The following is an 18,643-nucleotide window of genomic DNA, read 5'->3' as shown; positions in this document are numbered from 1 at the left end:
TGAGAATGGACGGCAAAAGTCAGGGAGTTAGAAATGTCGGATGCTGCAGACCAGCGTTTCGCGCCGCCGCAGGCGCATGTGGCTGACCTCGCCACGAGCGAGATGGTGCTGGCCGGGCGCGGCACGCGCCTCATGGCCGCCATCGTGGACGGCGTCATCGTCGCCGGCATCCTCTGGGCCGTGTTCATGATCCCCGTGATGCAGCCGCTGGCCGAGTACCAGGCCAAGTCGGCCATGCGGGGCATGTGGCACTGGAATCCGCTGTCCTTCGTCCTCGGCTTCGTGACCTTCCTCGTCGTGCAGGGCTGGCCGCTGCTGACCCGTGGCCAGACCATCGGCAAGATCCTGTTCAAGCTGCGCATCGTTCGCTCCGACGGCTCCAAGCCCGAAGCCTGGCGGCTGCTCGGACTGCGCTATGGCATCGGCATCGCGTTCAACATGAACATGGTCACCTCCATGATCTATGCGCTGGTCGATTCGCTGCTGATCTTCCGCGAGTCGCGCAAGTGTCTGCATGACTCGATCGCCGACACCCAGGTGATCAAGCTCTGAGCGCGCCGCACGCGGCGGCGGCCCCGCGTATCGACACGCTGGCCCTCGTCGAGACCCCGGAAGGCATAGGCCTGTCCCTGCAGCCGGCGGGCCTGGTGGCCCGGACCATGGCCTTCCTGCTCGACCTGCTGATCCGCCTGGGCATCGACCTGGTGATCCTGATGGTCTTCGGCGCCTGGGCCGGCACGGGTGCGGGCCTGATGCTGATCGGCATGTTCTGCGTCGAATGGCTGTATCCCATCGTGTTCGAGCTGAGCCGCTGGGGCGCGACGCCGGGCAAGCGCGCCCTGGGCCTGCGCGTGGTGATGGACACGGGCCTGCCCGTGACACCGGCGGCCTCGTTCACGCGCAACATGCTGCGCGTGGCCGATTTCCTGCCGCTGGCCTACGGCTTCGGCATCGTGGCCATGCTGCTGAACCGCGACTGCAAGCGCCTGGGCGACCTGGCGGCGGGCACCCTGGTCGTGCATGCCGAGCCCGTCGTGCTGCACGACGCGCCGCCGGCGGCCGCGGCCCTGGCGCCCGCCCGGCCGCTGAGCGCCCGCGAGCAAGCGGCCATCCTGTCGTGGGCCGGCCGGTCCAAGCGGCTGACGCCGGCGCGCTTCGAGGAGCTGGCCCAGCTCGCCGCCCCCGTGCTGCCCGCCGTGCAGGCCGATGAACCCAAACGCGACACCGCCGAACGGCTGCTCGGTGTGGCGCAATGGGTGATGGGACGGCGGTCATGACTCCGATGCGTTTCGAGGCCGAGTACGCCGCTTCTTGGGATGCCTTCGCCGAGCAGCTCGCGCTGGCCCGGCAGGGCAAGGGCGTGGACGCCGCGCGGCTGGCGGCGGGCTACCGGCGCATCTGCGAGAACCTGGCGCTGGCGCAGTCGCGCGCCTATCCCATCCATCTGGTGGCGCGGCTCGAGGCGCTGGCCCAGGACGCCCACCAGCTCATCTACCGCCGGCAGGACTATGGCCTGCGTTCCCTCGGCCGGCTGCTGCGCGTGGAGCTGCCGCGCGCTGTCCGTGCGCAAGGCCGCCATGTGCTGCTGGCGCTGGGCCTGTTCGCGCTGCCGCTGCTGCTGGCCTTCCTGCTGGCACTGTGGGGGCCGGACTTTGCGCTGCGCCTGCTGGAAGCCGGCCAGCTGCGCCGCTACGAGGAGATGTATGCCGATGGCAGGCAGTCGGTCGGTCGCCTGCGCGAGGCGGGCGGCGACTGGCAGATGTTCGGCTTCTACATCTTCAACAACGTCGGCATCGGCTTCCGCTGCTTCGGCGCCGGCATCCTGGCCGGCGTGGGCAGCGCCCTGGTGCTGGTCTACAACGGCCTGCTCATCGGCGCCATCGCCGGGCATCTGACGCGGGTGGACCTGGGGCACAACTTCTGGCCCTTCGTGGCCACGCATTCGGCCTTCGAGCTGACCGGCATCGTGCTGTCCGGCGCGGCCGGCCTGTGCGTGGGCCTGGGCTGGCTGGCGCCCGGCCGCCAGACGCGGCTGGAGGCGCTGCGCGCGGCCGCGCTGCAGGCCGTGCCGCTGGTCTATGCGGCCTTCTTCCTGCTGGTGGTGGCGGCGGCCTTCGAGGCTTTCTGGTCCGGTGCTGCCTGGATTGCGCCGACGGTCAAGTACAGCGTGGCCGCCGCCTGCTGGGCCCTGGTGCTGATGTGGCTGCTGCTGATGGGCCGGGAGAAGACGCATGCGCGTTGAAGGCCTGGCCGTCGTGCTGCGCCCGCGCAGCCAGAGCGAAGCCTGTGACCTCGGGCTGGCCCTGGTGCGCGGCCATGCGCTGTCGATCTGGCGCTGCTTCGCGCCCGTCTGGCTCGCCGTGGCGGCGCTGGCCCTGTGCACGGTGGACACCTTCGGCTGGCTGCCGGTGCTCATCATGTTCTGGCTCAAGCCCTGGCTGGACCGCAGCCTGGTGTTCGTGCTGGCCCGCGCGGTGTTCGGCGAGGCCACGCGCTGGTCCGACCTGTGGCGCGCCCGGCGCCTGGTGCTGGGTGGCCAGCTGCTGCGCACCCTGCTGTGGCGGCGCTTCTCACCGTGGCGCTCCTACACCCAGCCCATCGAGCAGCTCGAAGGCCAGCGCGGCGGCGCGCGGCGCAAGCGCGCCCGGCTGATGCTCAACGACAACCGCGGCGCGGCGACGGCCCTGCAGGTGGCCTTCGCGCATGCGGAAGCCGTGCTGAGCTATGGGCTGGTGGCGCTGCTGTGGTGGTTCGCGCCCGAGAACCGCAGCGGCGACGTCTGGGACTGGTTCTTCAACCCGGGGTCCCACGCCGCGGGGGAGCTGGGCCTGAACCTGGTGATGGCGCTGACCTATTTCGTCGTGGTGCTGTTCCTCGAGCCCTTCTATGTGGCGGCGGGCTTCGCGATGTATCTGAACCGGCGCGTCGCTCTCGAGGCCTGGGACATCGAGCAGGAGTTCCGGCGTGCGTTTGCCTGAAGTGCTGGCCCGCACCCTGGTGCTCGTGGCGGCCCTGCTGCTGCCGGCCGCGGTGGTCGCGGCCGAGGCGCCGGTGGCCATGAGCGCCAGCGCCGTGCAGGCGGCGGCCAGTGCCGTGGAGGCCGACCCGCTGCTGCCCGGCACGGAGAAGTCCAAGACCCTGCGCTTCAAGGATGAGGACGACAAGCGCAAGCCGCCCGACGAGGACGAGGCGCGCTGGTGGCTGAACCTGCTCGGCAACCTGTCCGCCGGCATGCGCGTGGCGGTGTGGCTGGGCGGCGCGGTGCTGCTGATCTGGGTGCTGCTGCGCCTGCGCGACTGGCTCAAGGGCGGTTCGGCCGCCGGCACGCTGGCCGCCATCGCGCCCACCCATGTCGGCACGCTGGACATCCGCCCCGAAAGCCTGCCGGACGACATCGGTGCCGCGGCGCGGGCGCTGTGGCAGCGCGGCGAGCAGCGGGCGGCGCTGTCGCTGCTGTACCGGGGCGCGCTGTCCCGCCTCGTGCACACGCATGGCGTGCCCATCCGCGCCGCCAGTACCGAGAGGGAATGCCTGACGCTGGCGGCGCCGCGCCTGACACCAGCGTCGCAGGCCTTCCTGGCGCAGCTGGTCGGGGCCTGGCAGACGGTGGCCTATGCGCAGCGCCAGGTGCCGGAAGAAGGCCTGGAGGCCCTGTGCCAGGGCTTTGATGCGCAACTGCCCGCCGCGGCGTCGAGAGGGGCGGCATGACGCGCGAACGTCTGGTCTGGCTGCTGGCCCTGCTGGCCTTGATCGCCGGCGGCTGGTGGCTCAAGCTCAATACCGAATGGGTGGACGAGGATCGCCCCCGCCCCGCGCAGGGCGAGGCCCGCGACAACCCGTTCTATGCCTTCGGGCAGATGCTCAAGCGCCTGGGCATGGCGGTCGAACGCCACGAGGCCCTCGACGCGATGCCGCCGCCGCAGGCCCGCCTGGTGCTGCTGTCCAGCGACTGGGAGCTGATGCCCGAGCGGGGCGAGCAGCTGCACCAGTGGGTGCTGCGCGGCGGGCATCTGGTGGTGCTGGATGACGGCGACTGGCATGAGACCAGCCTGTCGAGCTGGGTGCCGATCACTTCGGTCTATGTGAAGACGTCCGAGCCGTCCAAGGCGGTGAAAGCGGCGATGTCGGCTGCCTCGGGCCCTGAGCGCGCCACGCTGGAGTCCTCGCCGCCGCTGTGGGGCGAGACCGACAGCATGGTGGCCTGCCATTCCTTCTCGCCCGGCTGGACGCTGCGTGCCAAGCCGGGCCATGTGCCGACCTGGTCGCTGGCCCGCGTCGACGGCACGCCTGCCACCCGGACCCTGGTGGCCCAGCAGGACCTGGCCCTGCAAGGCAAGCCCGCACAACCGCCCGCGCAAGCGCTGCGCGTGGCGGTCGGGCAGGGCAGCGTCACGGTGCTGAACGCCGGCCCTCCGCTCTTCTTCAACACGGGCTCGCTGCAGTGCGACAACCCCTTGCTGCTGGCGGGGGCCGTGCAGGCGGAACCGGGCGCGACGGCCTGGATATATCTGCACGAGAAGCGCGAGGCCCTGCTGCCCTGGCTGTGGCATCGGGGCTGGATCGCCATCCTGGCCTGTGCCCTCGCGCTGGCCGCGGCCCTGTGGCGCGCGGCCGTGCGCTTCGGCCCCCGCCTGGCGCCGCCGCCGCGGCTGCGGCGCTCGATCTCCGAACAGGTGCGCGGCCTGGGGGCCTATCTGCAGCGCGGCGGTTCCGAGGCCCTGCTGGCGGCCCAGCAGCGCGCCCTCGTCGAAGTGGCCACGCGCACGCTGCCGCGCTTCGCCCGCCTGCCGCTGGGCGAGCGCGCACGGGCCATCGCGGCGGCGACCGGGCTGGCGGCGGTGGAGCTCTCCACGGCCCTGTCCGCGCGCTTCTGCACCCGGGCGGAGCTGCCGCAGCACCTGCAGCTGCTCGAGACCGCCCGGCGCCGCCTCCACAAGACTCCCGCAAGACCCTCAGAAGAAAGGCATCCGCCATCATGATCAAGCCCGAGGAAATCAAGCTCGCCACGCAATGGCTGCACGCCCTGCGCGGCGAAATCGGCAAGGCCGTCGTCGGGCAGACGCAGGCCGTGGAGCAGATGCTGGTGGCCATCGTGGCCTCGGGCCATGTGCTGGTCGAAGGCGTGCCGGGCCTGGGCAAGACGCTGCTGGCCCGCGCGCTGGCCCAGGCCCTGCGCCTGCAGTACGCCCGCGTGCAGTTCACGCCCGACCTGATGCCGGCCGACGTCATCGGCCACAGCGTGCTGGATGACACCGGCGCGGGCCTCGGCCGGCTGCGCGTGCGCCGCGGCCCGGTGTTCACCAACCTGCTGCTGGCCGACGAAATCAACCGCGCCCCGGCCAAGACGCAGAGCGCGCTGCTGGAGGTGATGCAGGAGTACCAGGCCACGCTGGAAGGGCAGACGCTGGCCCTGCCGCGGCCCTTCCTCGTCATGGCCACGCAGAACCCCGTGGACACCGAGGGCACCTACCCGCTGCCCGAGGCCCAGCTCGACCGCTTCCTGCTGCAGATCCGCATCGGCTATCCGACGCACGACGAGGAGGCCGCGGTGGTGCAGCTGGTCACCACCGGCCGCGCCGGCCACGAGCTGCCGCTGGAGGCGGTGCAGCCAGCCCTGGACGATGTGCAGGTGCTGGAGCTGCAGCGCCTGTGCGGCCTGGTGCATGCCGATGCCAAGGTCATCGACTACGCGGTGCGCGTGGTGCGGGCGACGCGCAACTGGCCGGGCCTGGAGGTAGGCGCCGGCCCGCGTGGCAGCGTGGCCCTGATCCGTACGGCGCGCGCGACGGCCCTGATCAATGGGCGCGACTTCATCACGCCCGACGACGTCGCCGCCCAGGCGCTGGCCGTGCTGCGCCACCGCGTCACCATGGCCCCCGACGCCCAGATCGAAGGCCGCGACCTCGACGAGATCCTGCAGGCCGCCCTCGACAGCGTGGAGGCGCCCCGGCTTTGATGAAGACCGCCCGCCGCGTCGTCCTGCCCACGCGGGCCAGCATCGCCGTGCTGGCCGGCCTGGGCGTGGCCGCGGCCCTGGCCCTGAGCCTGGGGGCGCCGCTGGCGACCGTCGCGCCGCTGGGCCTGGGCCTGCTGGGCCTGCTAGCCGCCCTGGCCGTGCTCGACCTGTGGCGCAGCCTGCGGCTGTGGGCGCGCAATGGCCTGCGCGTGGAGCGGCGGCTGCCGGCCGCCTTCGCTATCGGCGCCTCGACCGAGCTCAGCCTGACCCTCGTGAACCCCGGCCGGCTGGCCTGGCGGCTGCAGGTCTTCGACGAGCTCGACCCGGTGTTCGATTTCGAAGGCCTGCCGCGCCGTCTCACCGTGGCGGCGCAGAGCCGCAGCACGCTGAAGTTCCATGCCACGGCCCGCCAGCGCGGCGTCGTGGCGCTCGGCCTCACGCAGGTGCTGTGGCGCAGCCGCGCCGGCGTGTTCGAGGTGCGCGAGCTGCTGGGCGAGGAGAGCCGGCTGCGCGTCTATCCCAACTTCGCGGCCCTGGCGCGCTATGCCTGGCTCAGCGGCGACCGGCGTCTCGCGCAGATCGGCATCAAGAACTTCGTGCAGCGCGGCCAGGGCACCGATTTCCGCCAGCTCGCCGAGTACCGGCGGGGCGACCCGCTGCGCCATCTCGACGCCAAGGCCTCGCTGCGGCAGCGCCGGCCGGTGGTGCGCGAGTACCAGGACGAGCGCGACCAGTGCGTGATGTTCATGCTGGACTGCGGCCGCCGCATGCGCGCCGACGAGCAGTCCGCGGGCATCGGCGAGAACAGCCATTTCGACGATGCGCTGGATGCGCTGATGCTGCTGGCCTATGTCGCGCTGACCGAGGGCGACGAGGTGGGCGCGATGACCTTCGGCTGCGAGGAAGGCGCCAGCCGCGACTGCGCGCCGCGCAAGGGCATGGGCACGCTGAATGCGCTGATGAACAAGATGCACGACCTGCAGCCGGGCGGCCACCACTCCGACTACCTGGCCGCGGCCGAGGCGCTGTCGCGGCGGCTGCGGCGCCGCTCCCTGGTCATCATCCTGACCAATTTCCGCGACGAGGACTCGCCCGAGCTGCAGCCGGCCCTGCGCCTGCTGCGCCAGCGCCACCTCGTGCTGCTGGCCAGCCTGCGCGAGACGGCCCTGGGCCGCATCGCCGACCAGCCCATCGCCGGCCCCGACGATGCCGTGGCCGTGGCCAGCGCCCACCTGCTGTCCCAGGCCCGCCATGACGCCTTTGCCCGCGTCGTCGACCACGACAAGCTGTCCGTCGACGTCGAACCCCGCGCGCTGGCCGCCTCGCTGGTGAACCGCTATCACCAGGTCAAGCGCGCCGGCCTGCTGTGAGCCCAGCCGTCCAGGAGAAGCCTTGACCGAACCCGCCGTGAACCGCTACGCCCCGCCGCAGGCCCAGGTCGATGGCCGGGCCGCCGATGCCGGCGAGGCCGTCTCCGCCAGTCTGCCCGTGCTGCTGGTGCTGCGCTGGGCGCTGTCCGCGGGGCTGGTAGGGCTGGGCCTGTGGCGCCTGCTGCTGCTGGCCTCGAACTGGCGCTTCTACACCGACCGCATGATCATCGACCGCGCCTACAACCCCATGCCCTGGCTGGTGCTGGAGCTGTGCGTGCTGGCGACCGGCGTGCTGCTGCCCCTGCGCTCCCGCTGGGTTTTTGTGCCGCTGCTGCTGCATATCGGCCTGTTCATCTGGCAGATCTTCGGCGGCATCGGCTGGTCGCATATTCCCGGGCTGGTGTATCCGGTCTGGGCGGTGGAGCTGCTGGTGTTCGGCTTCTGCGCATGGCTCTGGCTGCAGCGCCGTTTGAAGTGAGGCCGCGCCGCTTGCAAGTTTTCCAAGGAGGATTCCATGAATGAACCGACCATGAACCAGTACGCCCCGCCGCGCGCCCATGTGGCCGACGCGCCGGCCACCACGGCGGTGGCGGAGCTCAAGCTGTTTTCCCACCGGGGCCGTATCGGGCGGCTGCGCTATCTGGCCTATGGCGGCGGCGCGGGCATCCTCTACAACATCGCGGTCACCGCGCTGACCCTGGCCATCGGTGGCATGGCGATCAACCTGTTCATGCTGGCGCTGTTCGCCGTCATGCTCTGGTTCAGCGTCATCACCGGCATCAAGCGCTGCCACGACATGGACATCAGCGGCTGGTGGTCGCTGACCCTCCTCATCCCGGTCATCGTGTTCGCCTGGATCTTCTGGCCCGGCAGCCGCGGCGAGAACCGCTTCGGCCCGCCGCCACCGCCCAACAACTGGGGTGTGCGCCTGCTGGGTGCGCTCCTGCCGGTGATCTTCTTCGTCGGCATCCTCGCCGCGATCGCGATCCCGCAGTACAAGGACTACACCAACCGCGCCCGCGCGGCCCAGAGCGCCGGGCCGCGCTGACCGCCTGGTCAGCCTGGCCGGCGGCGTGCGGCGGCTGAGCCGCCCAGGGCCAGCAGGGCCAGGCTCAGGGCGGCCGGTTCCGGCACCCTGTTGACGGTGCTGGTCTCGGCCGCCAGCTCCGCGAAGCCGACGAAGCTGCCGCCGTGGCTGCTCTTGATGTCCAGGCGCAGATAGCGGGCGGTGCCGTCGGCGAAGTCGAACACCTGCGCGGATGTCGGGTCGTTCGGGTCGTTGGCGGCAAGAAAGCTGCCCGCGTTGACGAAGCTGCCGAAGTTGACGTCATCGGACAGCAGCACGTCGAAGGCGTTCAGGTTGTTGAAGTTGCCGACGTCGCTCCACAGCGCCAGGCGCTGCAGCAGCACGCTGGAGCCGAAGTCCACCGTGAAAGTCGCCGTCGCGCCGCTGCCGTCGTTGAACCAGCCCTGGGCCCCATTGGCGATGGAGATGTCGGCGTGCGTGGCGGAGGCCACATAGGTGGCGAAGTCGGTGACGCCGCTGACGTAGGCGCTGTTCAGGCCGAACTGGTTGATGGCGGCATCCGGCGTGTAGGGCGCGAAGGTGGAGGAGGCCGTGGCCGAAACCCCTTGCAGGATCACGCCTGCCTGGGCCGCGCCCAGGGTGGTGGCCAGGATCAGAGGCAGGATGAAGCGGCGCATACAGGCTCCCGGTTGAGATGTACCGGCCGTTCTACCGCAGCGGGCGGGCCGGTCGAGCCCGGCACCACCCGGACAGGTGGCATCGCATCGTCAAGATGTAGGGTGCTCAGAGTGGCGCGTGCGAGGTATCGCCGAAGCGCGCCGCGGGCAGGGCCAGCGAGATGACGGCGCCGCCCTCCTTGCGGTTGTCGGCCCAGATGCGCCCGTCGTGGGCCTCGGCGATGCGCCGGCAGATGGCCAGGCCCAAGCCGGTGCCGCCGGCCGCGTTCTTGGTGGCGCTGGACTGCACGAAGGCCTCGAAGATGCTTTCCAGCTCGTCCGGCGGAATGCCCGGGCCGCGGTCGGCGACGTCGACGCGCACCTCGTCGGCCGTGTCGTCCTGCCAGGCGGTCACCTCGATGGCGCCGCCCAGCGGCGAGAAGCGGATGGCATTGGCCAGCAGATTGCGCAGCAGCTGCTGCAGGCGCTGTGGATCGGCGAGCACGACAAGGTCCGCGTCGCCCAGGGCCATGCCCAGGCTGAGCTGGCGTGCGGCCAGCAGCGGTTCGAGCTCGCGGCCGACGTCGACGGCCAGCGGCCGCAGGTCCAGGCGCTCGGGGTGCATGGGCTCGGCGCCGCGCTCGATCTTGCTGAGATCGAGCAGGTCGTTGACGAGGCTGAGCATGCGCTGGCCGGCACGGTGCACGTCGCCGAACAGCTCGGCCAGGCGCGGCTCGGCGCGGGCGCGCAGCGCGCCGATCTCGGAGAAGCCGAGGATGGACTGCAGCGGCGTGCGCAGCTCGTGGCTGACGTTGGCGATGAAGTCGGACTTGGCCCGCGAGGCATGCAGGGCCGCGTCGCGCGCCGCGCGGGTGGCGCGCTCGGCCTCGCGGAACTCGCTGATGTCCATGAAGCAGACGACGATGCCCATGGGCTGGCCGTGGGCGTCGGGGAAGGTCGACTTGCTGATGTAGAGGTCGCGCCGGCGGCCGTCGCTGCCATGCCAGACGGACTCGTAGTTCATCTCGCCGCCGCGCGCCAGCAGCTCGGCGTCGCGGTGGTCGTGCAGGGCCGCTTCGTCGGGGCGCAGATAGCTGGCGGCCTTGCGGCCGAGCACCTCGCTGCGGCGGCGGCCGGTGAACTGCTCCCAGGCGCGGTTGACGTCGAGGTAGCGGTTGTCGCTGTCCAGCACCGACATCGGCAGGGGGCTGCTGGACAGCAGCGAGCGGGCCAGGCCCAACTGGGCGCGCAATTCGGCCTGGGCGCGCACCAGGCCGCTGACATCGGCCGCGCTGCCCACCCATTCGAGCACGCCGGCCTGGCGGCGCAGCGGCACCAGGTGGATCTCGAAGCTGCGCGCCCGGCCGTCGGGCGCGATCCAGTCGGCGCGCAGTTCATGGGGATGGGCGTCGTGCATCTCGCCGACGGCGAACAGCGCCGCCACTGCCGCCGAGCCGCCGAACAGGTCCTGCAGCGGCCGGCCCAGCACCTGGGCGACGGGATGGCCGCTGAGGCGGGCATAGCCCTCGTTGATGAAGGTCACATGGCCGCTGGCGTCGGTGCGAAAGAGCAGGTCCTGCACGCTGCCGAAGATGGCGCTGAGCTCGCGCTCGCGCTCGGCGACCTGGCGCTGGGCCTGGTCGAGCTGCAGCAGGGAGCGCTCGCGCGCGTGCAGGGCCACGGCGCCGACGCCCGACAGCATCAGCAGCGCGGCGGCGATGCCGATGGCGGGCAGGCCGAGGTCGCGCATGGTGGCCAGCCACTGGGCGCGCAGCTCGGCCTGCGGCAACTCGACGACGACGACCAGGGGGCGGGCGCGCAGGGCCCGGAAGGCGCCGAGCTGGTCGCTGTCGCGCAGGCCGGGACCCTCCCAGCGGCCGTGCTCGCTGCCGGTGCGCACCCGGGCCAGCGGGCCCGTCGGCAGTTGCAGCGAGGGCAGGCGTGCGCCGGCCATGTGATCGGCGCCGGCGGTGACGGCCAGCAGCCGGCCGTCCAGGTCGACGAGGGCCGCCGCCGCCCGCGTGTCGTTCAGCGTCAGCTCCTGGAAATTGGCCAGCGCATCGGGATTGAGCAGGGCGGCCAGCAGGGCCGGCCGGCCATCGGCGAGCTTGAGGCCGCGCAGCAGCGGAATGAAGCCGACGCCGGGCGGCACGACGGCTGCGGGGCTGGCGGGCGCCAGGCCGGCCAGGCTGCGCGCGGCGACGAAGCCGCCCAGGGCGTCCTGGCCCAGGGCCGGCCAGGGGCCGAGCCGGGCGGCCACGATCTGCACGCCACGGTCGGCGGGGTCGGCGGCGGCGAGTACATGGCCCGCTTCGTCAACCAGGGCGACGCCGCGCAGAAAGCCCAGGCTGGCCTGGGTCTGGCCGAGCAGGGCCTGCAGCACCTCGGGCGGCGCGCCTCGCTCCGCCATGTCGGCGAGGCCGGCCAGGGCGAGCTGGGCGGCATCGAGGCTGCGGCTGGCGTGGTCTTCCAGCACGCGGGCCAGCAGGGCCTGGCGGGCCGAGGTCTCGGTCGCCTGTTCGCGCTTCTCGCGCCAGATGCTGTAGCCCGCGGCCGCCAGCATGGTGGTCGCGAGCAGGACGCCGGCGCTGGCGGTGATGATGCTCGGGCGCCAGCGGCTGCGGTGCGGCATCAGTTGTTGCGGACGATGGCGCTGAGGCCGTGGCGTTTGGCGGCCGATTGAAGCCGGCCGTCGCGCTGGATGCGGGAGACGAACTCGTCGACGGTGCTCAGCCAGGCGGCGTCGCCGGGCTTGACGGCATAGGCGTAGGGCAGCACGAAGAAGGGCGCGGGCGGCGCGACGAGGCGGGCCCAGTCGGCGTTGTCCAGCAGGCGGCGGCTGTAGGGGTAGTCGGTCATGAAGGCGTCCACGCGGCCGGCCTCGAGTTCGCGCTCGCGCGTGTCGGGTGGCCGCACGACGACGAGGTTAGCCTGTTTGAGGGCGCCTGCCATCACCGGCTCCATGAAAGTGCCGGCCTGCACGGCGATGCGCACGCCGGGCTTGTCCAGGTCCTGCCACTGCTTGATGACGCGGCTGCTCCGCGTCGTCACGGCATAGATGTCGCTTTCCAGGTAGGGGCGGCTGAAGCGCAGCGACTGGGCGCGCTGCGGCGTCATGCCGACGGCGAACATGGCGATGTCGCAGCGGTCGCGCTGCAGGTCGTCGATGAGGGTCGCGAAGGAGGAGTCCACGTAGACGGCCTTGGCCTTGAGGTCGGCGGCGAGGGCGGCGGACAGGTCGATGTCGATGCCCGCCAGCTGGCCGGTGCGCGGATTGCGCAGCGAGACGCCGTAGTAGTCGGGCCAGATGCAGACGCGCAGCTCGCCGCTGTCCTGCACGCGCTGGGAGGCGGTGCCGGGGGCGGCGCAGGCCGCGGTGGCGGCCAGCAGGCCGAGCAGGGCGCTGGACAGCGCCCTCATGCGTCGGCCCCCAGCCGCGTCGCGTTGACACGGTCGCGCAGCGCGATCAGCTCGTTGGCATGGGCCAGGAAGGCGGCGACGATGGCCGGATCGAAGGCCGTGCCGGCCTGCTCGGCCAGCATGGCCAGCGCGCGGTCGTCGGCGCGGGCTGGGCGGTAGCTGCGGGGCATGGTCAGCGCGTCGAAATAGTCCACGACGGCAACGATACGCCCAGACAGCGGGATGCTTGTGCCGCTGAGGCCTTCGGGATAGCCGCTGCCATCCCAGCGCTCGCGGTGGTGCAGGGCGATCTCCGCGGCCAGCGCGAACAGCGGCAGGCTGGAGCCGCTCAACAGGGCGGCTCCGCGGCGGGGCTGCTCGTGCCGGCGGCCGCGCTCCTCGTCCAGGCTCAGGGGCCAGGGCGGCTCCAGGCTGGTGTCGCTGGTGTCGAGCTCGCCGATGTCATGCAGGGGCGCGGCCAGGCGCAGTTCGTGGGCGCTGTCGGCGTTCTGCCCCAGATGCAGGGCCAGGGCTTCGGCCAGATGCCCGAGGCGCACGCGGTGGGCGCTGCGGTCGGCCTCGGGCCATCCGGCCAGGTCCAGGGACGGCAGGGCCGGCGGCGGGACGGGCGATGCGAGGGCGGCGGCGGTGGATGGCATGGCGGAGCTCCGTGGCGGATGGCCTATTTTCCGTTGCGATCAGTTTTATCAAATAAGCCAACTCGGCAGCGGCGGGCGAATTCGGCAAAATATCGCGCGTGAACCGCACCACAACCGTGCCCGATACCTGCTCGACCACCGAAGCCGCGCAGCGCCTCGGCATGGCCGTGCGCTCCGTTCAGCTGATGGTGGACCGCGGCGAGCTGCAGGCCTGGAAGACGCCCGGCGGGCATCGCCGCATCCTGCGCAGCTCGCTGGAGGCCTGGCTCGCGACCCGCGCCGGCCCCGCGGCGACAACGCTGCCGACGCCGGGCACCCCGGCCGGCGAGCGGCCGGTGACGCTGCTGCTCATCGAGGACTCGGTGCACTTCCAGAACCTCATCAGCCTGGTCGTCAAGCGCGAGCTGCCCGAGGCCGAGCTGCATGTCGCCTCCGACGGCATCGCCGGCCTGGCCATGGCCGGGCGCCTCGAGCCCGATGTGCTGCTTATCGACATCCTGCTGCCCGGCATCGATGGCGCGGCCCTGATCACCAGCCTGCGCTCGCACCCGCAGTTCGCGCGCAGCCGCCTCATCGTCGTGACGGCCCTGGACGAGGCCCAGCGCGCGCCCTATGCCTTCGCGCTGGACGGCGTGCCCCTGGTGCACAAGACGGCCCTGGTCACCGAGCTGCCGCCGCTGCTGGCCGAGGCCGTCGCGGCCCAGCCAGCCTGAGCGCGACCTCCGGCGAATGAGCGCAGCGCCGGGCCGTCCCAAGCAAGCTCGCTCCCGCTTGGCGGGACAGGCCGCAGGCCGAAGGGTGCCCCAGTGATCGCGCGCCTGCTGCTGATCGAGGATGACGCCTCGATCGCCCGCTTCGTCGAGCTGGCCCTCGAGGAGCTGCCTGGCCACGACGCCGCCGCGCCGGCCGTCGAGCTCAGCATCGTGCGCCGCCTGGCCGATGCCCGCGACGCGCTGCGGGCCGGCGGCTGGCAGCTCGTCATCAGCGACTTGATGCTGCCGGACGGCTCGGCCGAAGCCCTGCTGGCCGAGGGCCTGGCCCAGGCCGCGGGCGCGCCGCCCTGGGTGGTCTTCAGCGCCGGCGTGCATGCTGAGCATCACGAGGCCCTGGCCGCCCGCGGCGTCGCGCGCACGCTGCGCAAGCCCGTGCCGCTGGCCGAGCTGCTCGACACTGTCAGCGAGCTGCTGCGCGGTCGTGCGAGCCCGGCACCCGCCACCTTGGCGCAGGTTCCCGATGACGATCCCGTGCGCCAGCATTTCGGCGGCGACCGCGCCCTGTTCGAGAGCTTTCGCGCCGGCTGTCTCGAGCGCTTTGCCGATGACCTCGCGCAAGGCAATGCCGCCATGGCCAGCGGCGATGCGCCCGCGCTGCGCCGCGTCGCCCATGGCCTGAAGGCCGTGCTGGAGCTGCTGGGCCAGCCCGCGCTGGCCGCCCAGGCCCGCGCGCTGGAGACGGCGGCCGCCGACGCCGCCCCGGGCCAACCCCTGCCGGAAGGCTGGCTGCGCCTGTCCCGCGGCCTGGCCCAACTGCGCCGCCGCGCCTAAACCAGGCGCGCGGCCGCCGCGGCGCAATATTTGGCAAATCCGCTGCCACCCCACCCGTTCAGGGGCGGGTGCATTGATCGTCTGTATTAATAGATTTGATAATCGGCGCAAAATCTCACGCCATGTTTCTATGCCTATCCCCGACCGACGCCGCTTCGCCCGACCCGGATCCTTGCGGCCTGCCGGCTGCTGCTGAGGGGGTGGGCATGACGACAAGCCAGGTGCTCTACGTCGAGGACGATCCTGTCAACGCCATGCTGATGCAGGGCATCCTCGAGCTGCGGCCCGGGTGCCGCCTGCTGGTGGCCCGCAGCGGCGCCGAGGCCCGCAGCCTCGTCACCGAGGGCCATGTCGACCTGCTGCTGTGCGATCTGCGCCTGCCCGACATCGGCGGTGACGAACTGCTCGCCCAGTTGCGCGCGGCCGGCCTGCCCGAGGGCGTGCCGGCCCTGCTGGTAACGGCCGAGTCCGAGTTTGTCGCGGCCCAGCTGGCGCGCCGCCATGGTTTCGACGGCTACTGGAGCAAGCCGCTGGACGTGGCCGCCACGCTGCGCAGCCTGGAAGGCTGGCTGGGGAAACGCTGAAGCTGGAAACAGCGTCGCGCTGACACATTTCTTTGCGCAGGGGCCACACGGCCTTGCGTCGATCGGGTGATTCTTCGGTTCAAGAACCGGAGAGTCCCCATGAAGAACCGCCGCTTTGTGCTGAGCAGCGCCGCCGCCCTGGCGAGTGGCGTCACGCTGGCGGTGCGCCGCAGCCAGGCGGCTGTGGTCGGTCCGGCCTTGAGCGCCGACGAGCGCGCCCTGCACGCATTGAATCGCCTCGGCTATGGGCCGCGACCGGCCGATGCCGCCGCCATCGCCGCCCAGGGCGCAGACCCATGGCTGGAGCGCTTCCTCGCCGAACAACTGGAGCCGCGCCGCCTGCCGCAGCCGGAAAGCCTGAGCGCCCGCCTGGCCGGCATGGAAGTGCTCAAGCTCGGCCAGGCCGAACTGCTGGGCCGCTACCGGGAGGCGGTCAAGGCGGCGCGCGAGGCCCGGCGCGACAAGGCCCAGGGCATGCAGGCCGATGGCGACGCCATCAATGCGGTGCGCGACAAGATCCGCCCCCTGGTCGCCCAGGCCGCGACGGCGCGCCTGTCGCGCGCGCTGCAGAGTCCCGCCCAGCTCGAGGAGGTGCTGACCGAGTTCTGGTTCAACCACTTCAATGTGTTTGCCGGCAAGAACGCCGTCGGCGTGCTGGTGGCCGACTACGAGCAGCGCGCCATCCGGCCCCATGTGCTGGGGCGCTTTCGCGACATGCTGGGCGCGACGGCCAGGCACCCGGCGATGCTGATCTATCTCGACAACGCCCAGAGCGTCGTCGCCGGCTATGAGCCGCCGCAGCGCGCCCGGCGCTATCTGGCCGAGCGGCCCGAGCTCAAGGCGCGGGTGCCCAGCGGCCTGAACGAAAACTACGCCCGCGAGCTGATGGAGCTGCACACCCTGGGCGTGGACGGCGGCTACACGCAGCGCGACGTGACCGAGCTGGCGCGCATGCTGACCGGCTGGGGCCTGGACTCGCGCAAGGCCCTGGTGGGAGGCCAGGGCGACCTCTTCGAGTTCGATGCGCGCAAGCACGACGGCGGCAGCAAGACGTGGCTGGGCAAGAGCGTGAAGGGCGCAGGCCAGGCCGAGGGTGAGCACGCGCTCGATGTGCTGGCCGGCCACCCGGCCACGGCCCGCCACCTGGCCTTCAAGTTAGCCCAGGCCTTTGTGGCCGACGAGCCGCCGGCCTCCCTGGTGCAGAAGCTGGCCGACAACTTCCAGGCCACGGGGGGCGACCTGCGCGAGTTCACGCGCACACTGATCCGCGCCGACGAGTTCTGGAGCCGCGAGGCCTATCAGGCCAAGTTCAAGACGCCTTGGCAATACCTGCTGTCCAGCCTGCGTGCGCTGGACCTGCAGCCGGCCAATCCGCAGAACCTGCTCGCGGCCCTGGCCCAGGCCGGCCAGCCTCTCTATGGCGCCCAGACGCCCGACGGCTACAAGAACGTGGCCGCCGCCTGGCGCAACCCCGAGGCGTTGACGCAGCGCGTGCAGCTCGCCACCACGCTGGGCCAGCGCAGCGGCGTCAGCCCCGAGAAGCTGACGAGCACGCTCGGCGCTTCCGTCAGCGAGCCGACGCGCCGCACCCTGGCCGCCGAGCCCGCCGGCCAGCAGGTGGCCCTGCTGTTGGCCAGCCCCGATTTCATGAAAAGGTAGTCCGCCATGCTGCGACGCCAACTCCTCCACTTCGGCGCCTTCACCCTGGGCGGCCTGCCGGTGTCCCTGGTGCAGGCGCAAGGTGGCACTCAGAAGAAGCTCGTCGTCGTCATGCTGCGCGGCGCGGTGGACGGCCTGTCTGTCGTCGCGCCCTATGGCGAGCGCGAGTACGCCGCCAGTCGCCCGCAGATCGCGCTGGCCGCACCTGGCGCCGAGGACGGCCTCATCAAGCTCGATTCGCTGTTCGGCCTGCACCCGTCGCTGAGCCCGCTCAAGCGCCATTGGGACGGCGGCCAGCTCGCCTTCGTGCATGCCAGCGGCTCGCCCGACCCGACCCGCTCCCATTTCGACGCCCAGGACTATCTCGAGTCCGGCACACCGGGCCGCAAGTCCACCCCCGACGGCTGGATGAACCGCCTGCTGGCCGCCCTGCCGGGCGAGCCGGCGCCGACGCGCGCCATCTCCCAGGGCAGCACGCCGCCACGCATCTTTGCCGGCACGGCCAGCGTTGCCAGCCTGGGCCTGGGGCCGAATGCCATGCAGCGCCGCGCCATCGACAACCCGCAACTGCAGGCGGGCCTGGCCAAGCTCTATGCCGGCGACGCCCAACTCAGCGGCACGCTGCGCGACACGACCCAGGGCCGCGGCGAGATGAGCCGCAGCATGGCGGCGGCGGAGCCCAAGTCCATGGACCCGAGTGCCGACGCCGGCGCACCGTCCGCGCGCAGCTTTGCCGCCGATGCGCGCCGCCTCGGCACGCTGATCCGCAAGGACGCCCATACCCAACTGGCCTTCACGGCCGTGGGCGGCTGGGACACCCATGTCAACCAGGGCGCCGCGCGTGGCCAGCTCGCCAACCGCCTGGCCAGCCTGGGCGAGGGCCTGGATGCGCTCAGCCTCGGCCTGGGCGATGCCTACAAGGACACCGTCATCGTCGTCGTCAGCGAGTTCGGCCGCACCCTGCGCCAGAACGGCAATGGCGGCACCGACCACGGCCGCGGCAATGTCATCTGGCTGATGGGCGGCCCGATTGCCGGCGGCCAGATGCTGGGCGAATGGCCGGGCCTGGACGGCAGCGCCCTGGCCGATGGCCGCGACCTGGCGGTGCGCACCGACTTCCGCCAGGTGCTGGCGCCGCTGCTGCAGCGCCACCTCGGCCTGTCGGAAACCGCACTGGCAGCAGTGTTTCCTCAAGCCCCGCAAACTTGGCGTTATGCGGACAAGCTGCTGCGCGCCTGAGCGGGTGGCAACAAGGTTCGAGCGGAATGGAGAACGAGATGCAGAGAAATGCGTTCCCCTTGTTCGGTGTGTGCCTGGTGGCCGTGCTGGCCTACTGCTTCCTTGTCGCCACGGGCGCGGCCTGAGCCGGCATGCCCGTCGTTGACGTGCAATGCGTCGGCGCGCCAGTGCCGGCCGCCGACGCGCTGGCCGACGTCATCGGCGACGCCCTGAATCAGGCGCCGGGCCGCGTCTGGGTGCGCCTGCATCTGCTGCCCGCCGAGCACTACGCCGAGAACGGCGGCCCGCTGCCGGGCGCACTACCCGTCTTCGTCAGCGTCCTGCATGCCCACCCGCCGACCGGGGCCGCGCTGAAGGCCGAGGTGGCGGCGCTGACCCAGGCCATCGCCCGCGTCTGCGAGCGGCCCGCGGAGCGGGTGCATCTCGAGTACGCGCCGGCCGGCGCGGGGCGCATGGCCTTTGGCGGACGGCTGTTCGAGTAGCCCCCCAATCCGAAGGTCGCCCGGTTCGCGAACCGGCGCGTTATGGCGGCAGCATTTCACCCCGGACT

The 18,643-nt window shown here is 71.7% G+C and carries 20 protein-coding genes; 16 read left to right on the top strand and 4 right to left on the bottom strand.

All coding sequences use genetic code 11. The features are described 5' to 3' along the window. Nucleotides 1-33 precede the first annotated feature (33 nt). The 10 genes from AC07OY_RS08885 to AC07OY_RS08840 are packed head-to-tail and all read left to right on the top strand — an operon-like array spanning nucleotide 34 to nucleotide 8,374. Entirely contained in the window at nucleotides 34-552 is a 519-nt protein-coding gene (locus AC07OY_RS08885; RefSeq protein WP_495042195.1) for an RDD family protein, read from the top strand. After that, a complete protein-coding gene (locus tag AC07OY_RS08880) occupies nucleotides 549-1,277 on the top strand; it encodes an RDD family protein (RefSeq protein WP_495043517.1) in 729 nt (242 codons plus the stop codon). The genes AC07OY_RS08885 and AC07OY_RS08880 overlap by 4 nt, the downstream gene beginning before the upstream one ends. Next, nucleotides 1,274-2,242 (top strand): stage II sporulation protein M, encoded by a 969-nt coding sequence (locus AC07OY_RS08875; RefSeq protein ID WP_495042194.1) that lies wholly within the window; start codon nucleotides 1,274-1,276, stop codon nucleotides 2,240-2,242. The genes AC07OY_RS08880 and AC07OY_RS08875 overlap by 4 nt, the downstream gene beginning before the upstream one ends. Further along, nucleotides 2,232-2,978, top strand: coding sequence for a hypothetical protein (locus tag AC07OY_RS08870; protein WP_495042193.1), 747 nt, complete (start codon nucleotides 2,232-2,234; stop codon nucleotides 2,976-2,978). Before AC07OY_RS08875 ends, AC07OY_RS08870 begins: the two co-directional genes overlap by 11 nt. Further along, entirely contained in the window at nucleotides 2,965-3,708 is a 744-nt protein-coding gene (locus AC07OY_RS08865; protein ID WP_495042192.1) for a DUF4129 domain-containing protein, read from the top strand. The genes AC07OY_RS08870 and AC07OY_RS08865 overlap by 14 nt, the downstream gene beginning before the upstream one ends. Then, nucleotides 3,705-4,979, top strand: a complete 1,275-nt coding sequence (locus tag AC07OY_RS08860) for a DUF4350 domain-containing protein (RefSeq protein WP_495042191.1) — start codon at nucleotides 3,705-3,707, stop codon at nucleotides 4,977-4,979. The genes AC07OY_RS08865 and AC07OY_RS08860 overlap by 4 nt, the downstream gene beginning before the upstream one ends. Beyond that, a complete protein-coding gene (locus AC07OY_RS08855; RefSeq protein WP_495042190.1) occupies nucleotides 4,976-5,956 on the top strand; it encodes an AAA family ATPase in 981 nt (326 codons plus the stop codon). Before AC07OY_RS08860 ends, AC07OY_RS08855 begins: the two co-directional genes overlap by 4 nt. After that, nucleotides 5,956-7,326, top strand: a complete 1,371-nt coding sequence (locus tag AC07OY_RS08850) for a DUF58 domain-containing protein (protein WP_495042189.1) — start codon at nucleotides 5,956-5,958, stop codon at nucleotides 7,324-7,326. The genes AC07OY_RS08855 and AC07OY_RS08850 overlap by 1 nt, the downstream gene beginning before the upstream one ends. A gap of 22 nt (nucleotides 7,327-7,348) precedes the next feature. Further along, a complete protein-coding gene (locus AC07OY_RS08845; protein WP_495042188.1) occupies nucleotides 7,349-7,804 on the top strand; it encodes a hypothetical protein in 456 nt (151 codons plus the stop codon). Nucleotides 7,805-7,840: 36 nt separating this feature from the next. Next, nucleotides 7,841-8,374, top strand: a complete 534-nt coding sequence (locus AC07OY_RS08840) for a DUF805 domain-containing protein (protein ID WP_495042187.1) — start codon at nucleotides 7,841-7,843, stop codon at nucleotides 8,372-8,374. A gap of 8 nt (nucleotides 8,375-8,382) precedes the next feature. Here AC07OY_RS08840 and AC07OY_RS08835 read toward each other — a convergent pair whose 3' ends face one another. The 4 genes from AC07OY_RS08835 to AC07OY_RS08820 form a co-directional block, all read right to left on the bottom strand. Then, entirely contained in the window at nucleotides 8,383-9,030 is a 648-nt protein-coding gene (locus AC07OY_RS08835; protein WP_495042186.1) for a discoidin domain-containing protein, read from the bottom strand. Between the two features lie 106 nt (nucleotides 9,031-9,136). Beyond that, complete coding sequence (locus AC07OY_RS08830) at nucleotides 9,137-11,641, bottom strand: ATP-binding protein (protein WP_495042185.1); 2,505 nt, start codon at nucleotides 11,639-11,641, stop codon at nucleotides 9,137-9,139. Then, nucleotides 11,641-12,429, bottom strand: a complete 789-nt coding sequence (locus tag AC07OY_RS08825; protein ID WP_495042184.1) for an ABC transporter substrate-binding protein — start codon at nucleotides 12,427-12,429, stop codon at nucleotides 11,641-11,643. Before AC07OY_RS08825 ends, AC07OY_RS08830 begins: the two co-directional genes overlap by 1 nt. Then, nucleotides 12,426-13,067 carry an HD-GYP domain-containing protein gene (locus tag AC07OY_RS08820; protein ID WP_495042183.1) on the bottom strand — a complete coding sequence of 214 codons (642 nt, stop codon included), beginning with the start codon at nucleotides 13,065-13,067 and terminating at the stop codon, nucleotides 12,426-12,428. The genes AC07OY_RS08825 and AC07OY_RS08820 overlap by 4 nt, the downstream gene beginning before the upstream one ends. A 98-nt stretch (nucleotides 13,068-13,165) precedes the next feature. Here AC07OY_RS08820 and AC07OY_RS08815 point away from each other — a divergent pair, with 98 nt between their 5' ends. The 6 genes from AC07OY_RS08815 to AC07OY_RS08790 all read left to right on the top strand — a co-directional run bounded on the left by AC07OY_RS08815 (nucleotide 13,166) and on the right by AC07OY_RS08790 (nucleotide 18,575). Continuing rightward, a complete protein-coding gene (locus tag AC07OY_RS08815) occupies nucleotides 13,166-13,780 on the top strand; it encodes a helix-turn-helix domain-containing protein (protein ID WP_495042182.1) in 615 nt (204 codons plus the stop codon). 93 nt (nucleotides 13,781-13,873) lie between these two features. Continuing rightward, nucleotides 13,874-14,611, top strand: coding sequence for an Hpt domain-containing protein (locus AC07OY_RS08810; RefSeq protein WP_495042181.1), 738 nt, complete (start codon nucleotides 13,874-13,876; stop codon nucleotides 14,609-14,611). Between the two features lie 206 nt (nucleotides 14,612-14,817). Then, nucleotides 14,818-15,195 (top strand): response regulator, encoded by a 378-nt coding sequence (locus tag AC07OY_RS08805; protein ID WP_495042180.1) that lies wholly within the window; start codon nucleotides 14,818-14,820, stop codon nucleotides 15,193-15,195. Nucleotides 15,196-15,294: 99 nt separating this feature from the next. Further along, nucleotides 15,295-16,854 carry a DUF1800 domain-containing protein gene (locus AC07OY_RS08800; protein WP_495042179.1) on the top strand — a complete coding sequence of 520 codons (1,560 nt, stop codon included), beginning with the start codon at nucleotides 15,295-15,297 and terminating at the stop codon, nucleotides 16,852-16,854. Between the two features lie 6 nt (nucleotides 16,855-16,860). Further along, nucleotides 16,861-18,093 carry a DUF1501 domain-containing protein gene (locus AC07OY_RS08795; RefSeq protein ID WP_495042178.1) on the top strand — a complete coding sequence of 411 codons (1,233 nt, stop codon included), beginning with the start codon at nucleotides 16,861-16,863 and terminating at the stop codon, nucleotides 18,091-18,093. A gap of 131 nt (nucleotides 18,094-18,224) precedes the next feature. Continuing rightward, on the top strand, nucleotides 18,225-18,575 hold the full coding sequence (locus AC07OY_RS08790) for a tautomerase family protein (RefSeq protein WP_495042177.1): 351 nt from the start codon (nucleotides 18,225-18,227) through the stop codon (nucleotides 18,573-18,575). Nucleotides 18,576-18,643 lie beyond the last annotated feature (68 nt).

It is taken from the genome of Roseateles sp. GW821-FHT09H10, assembly GCF_059415865.1.
The sequence above is the reverse complement of the archived record's forward strand: the minus strand, read 5'-3'. Positions and strand labels throughout refer to the sequence as shown.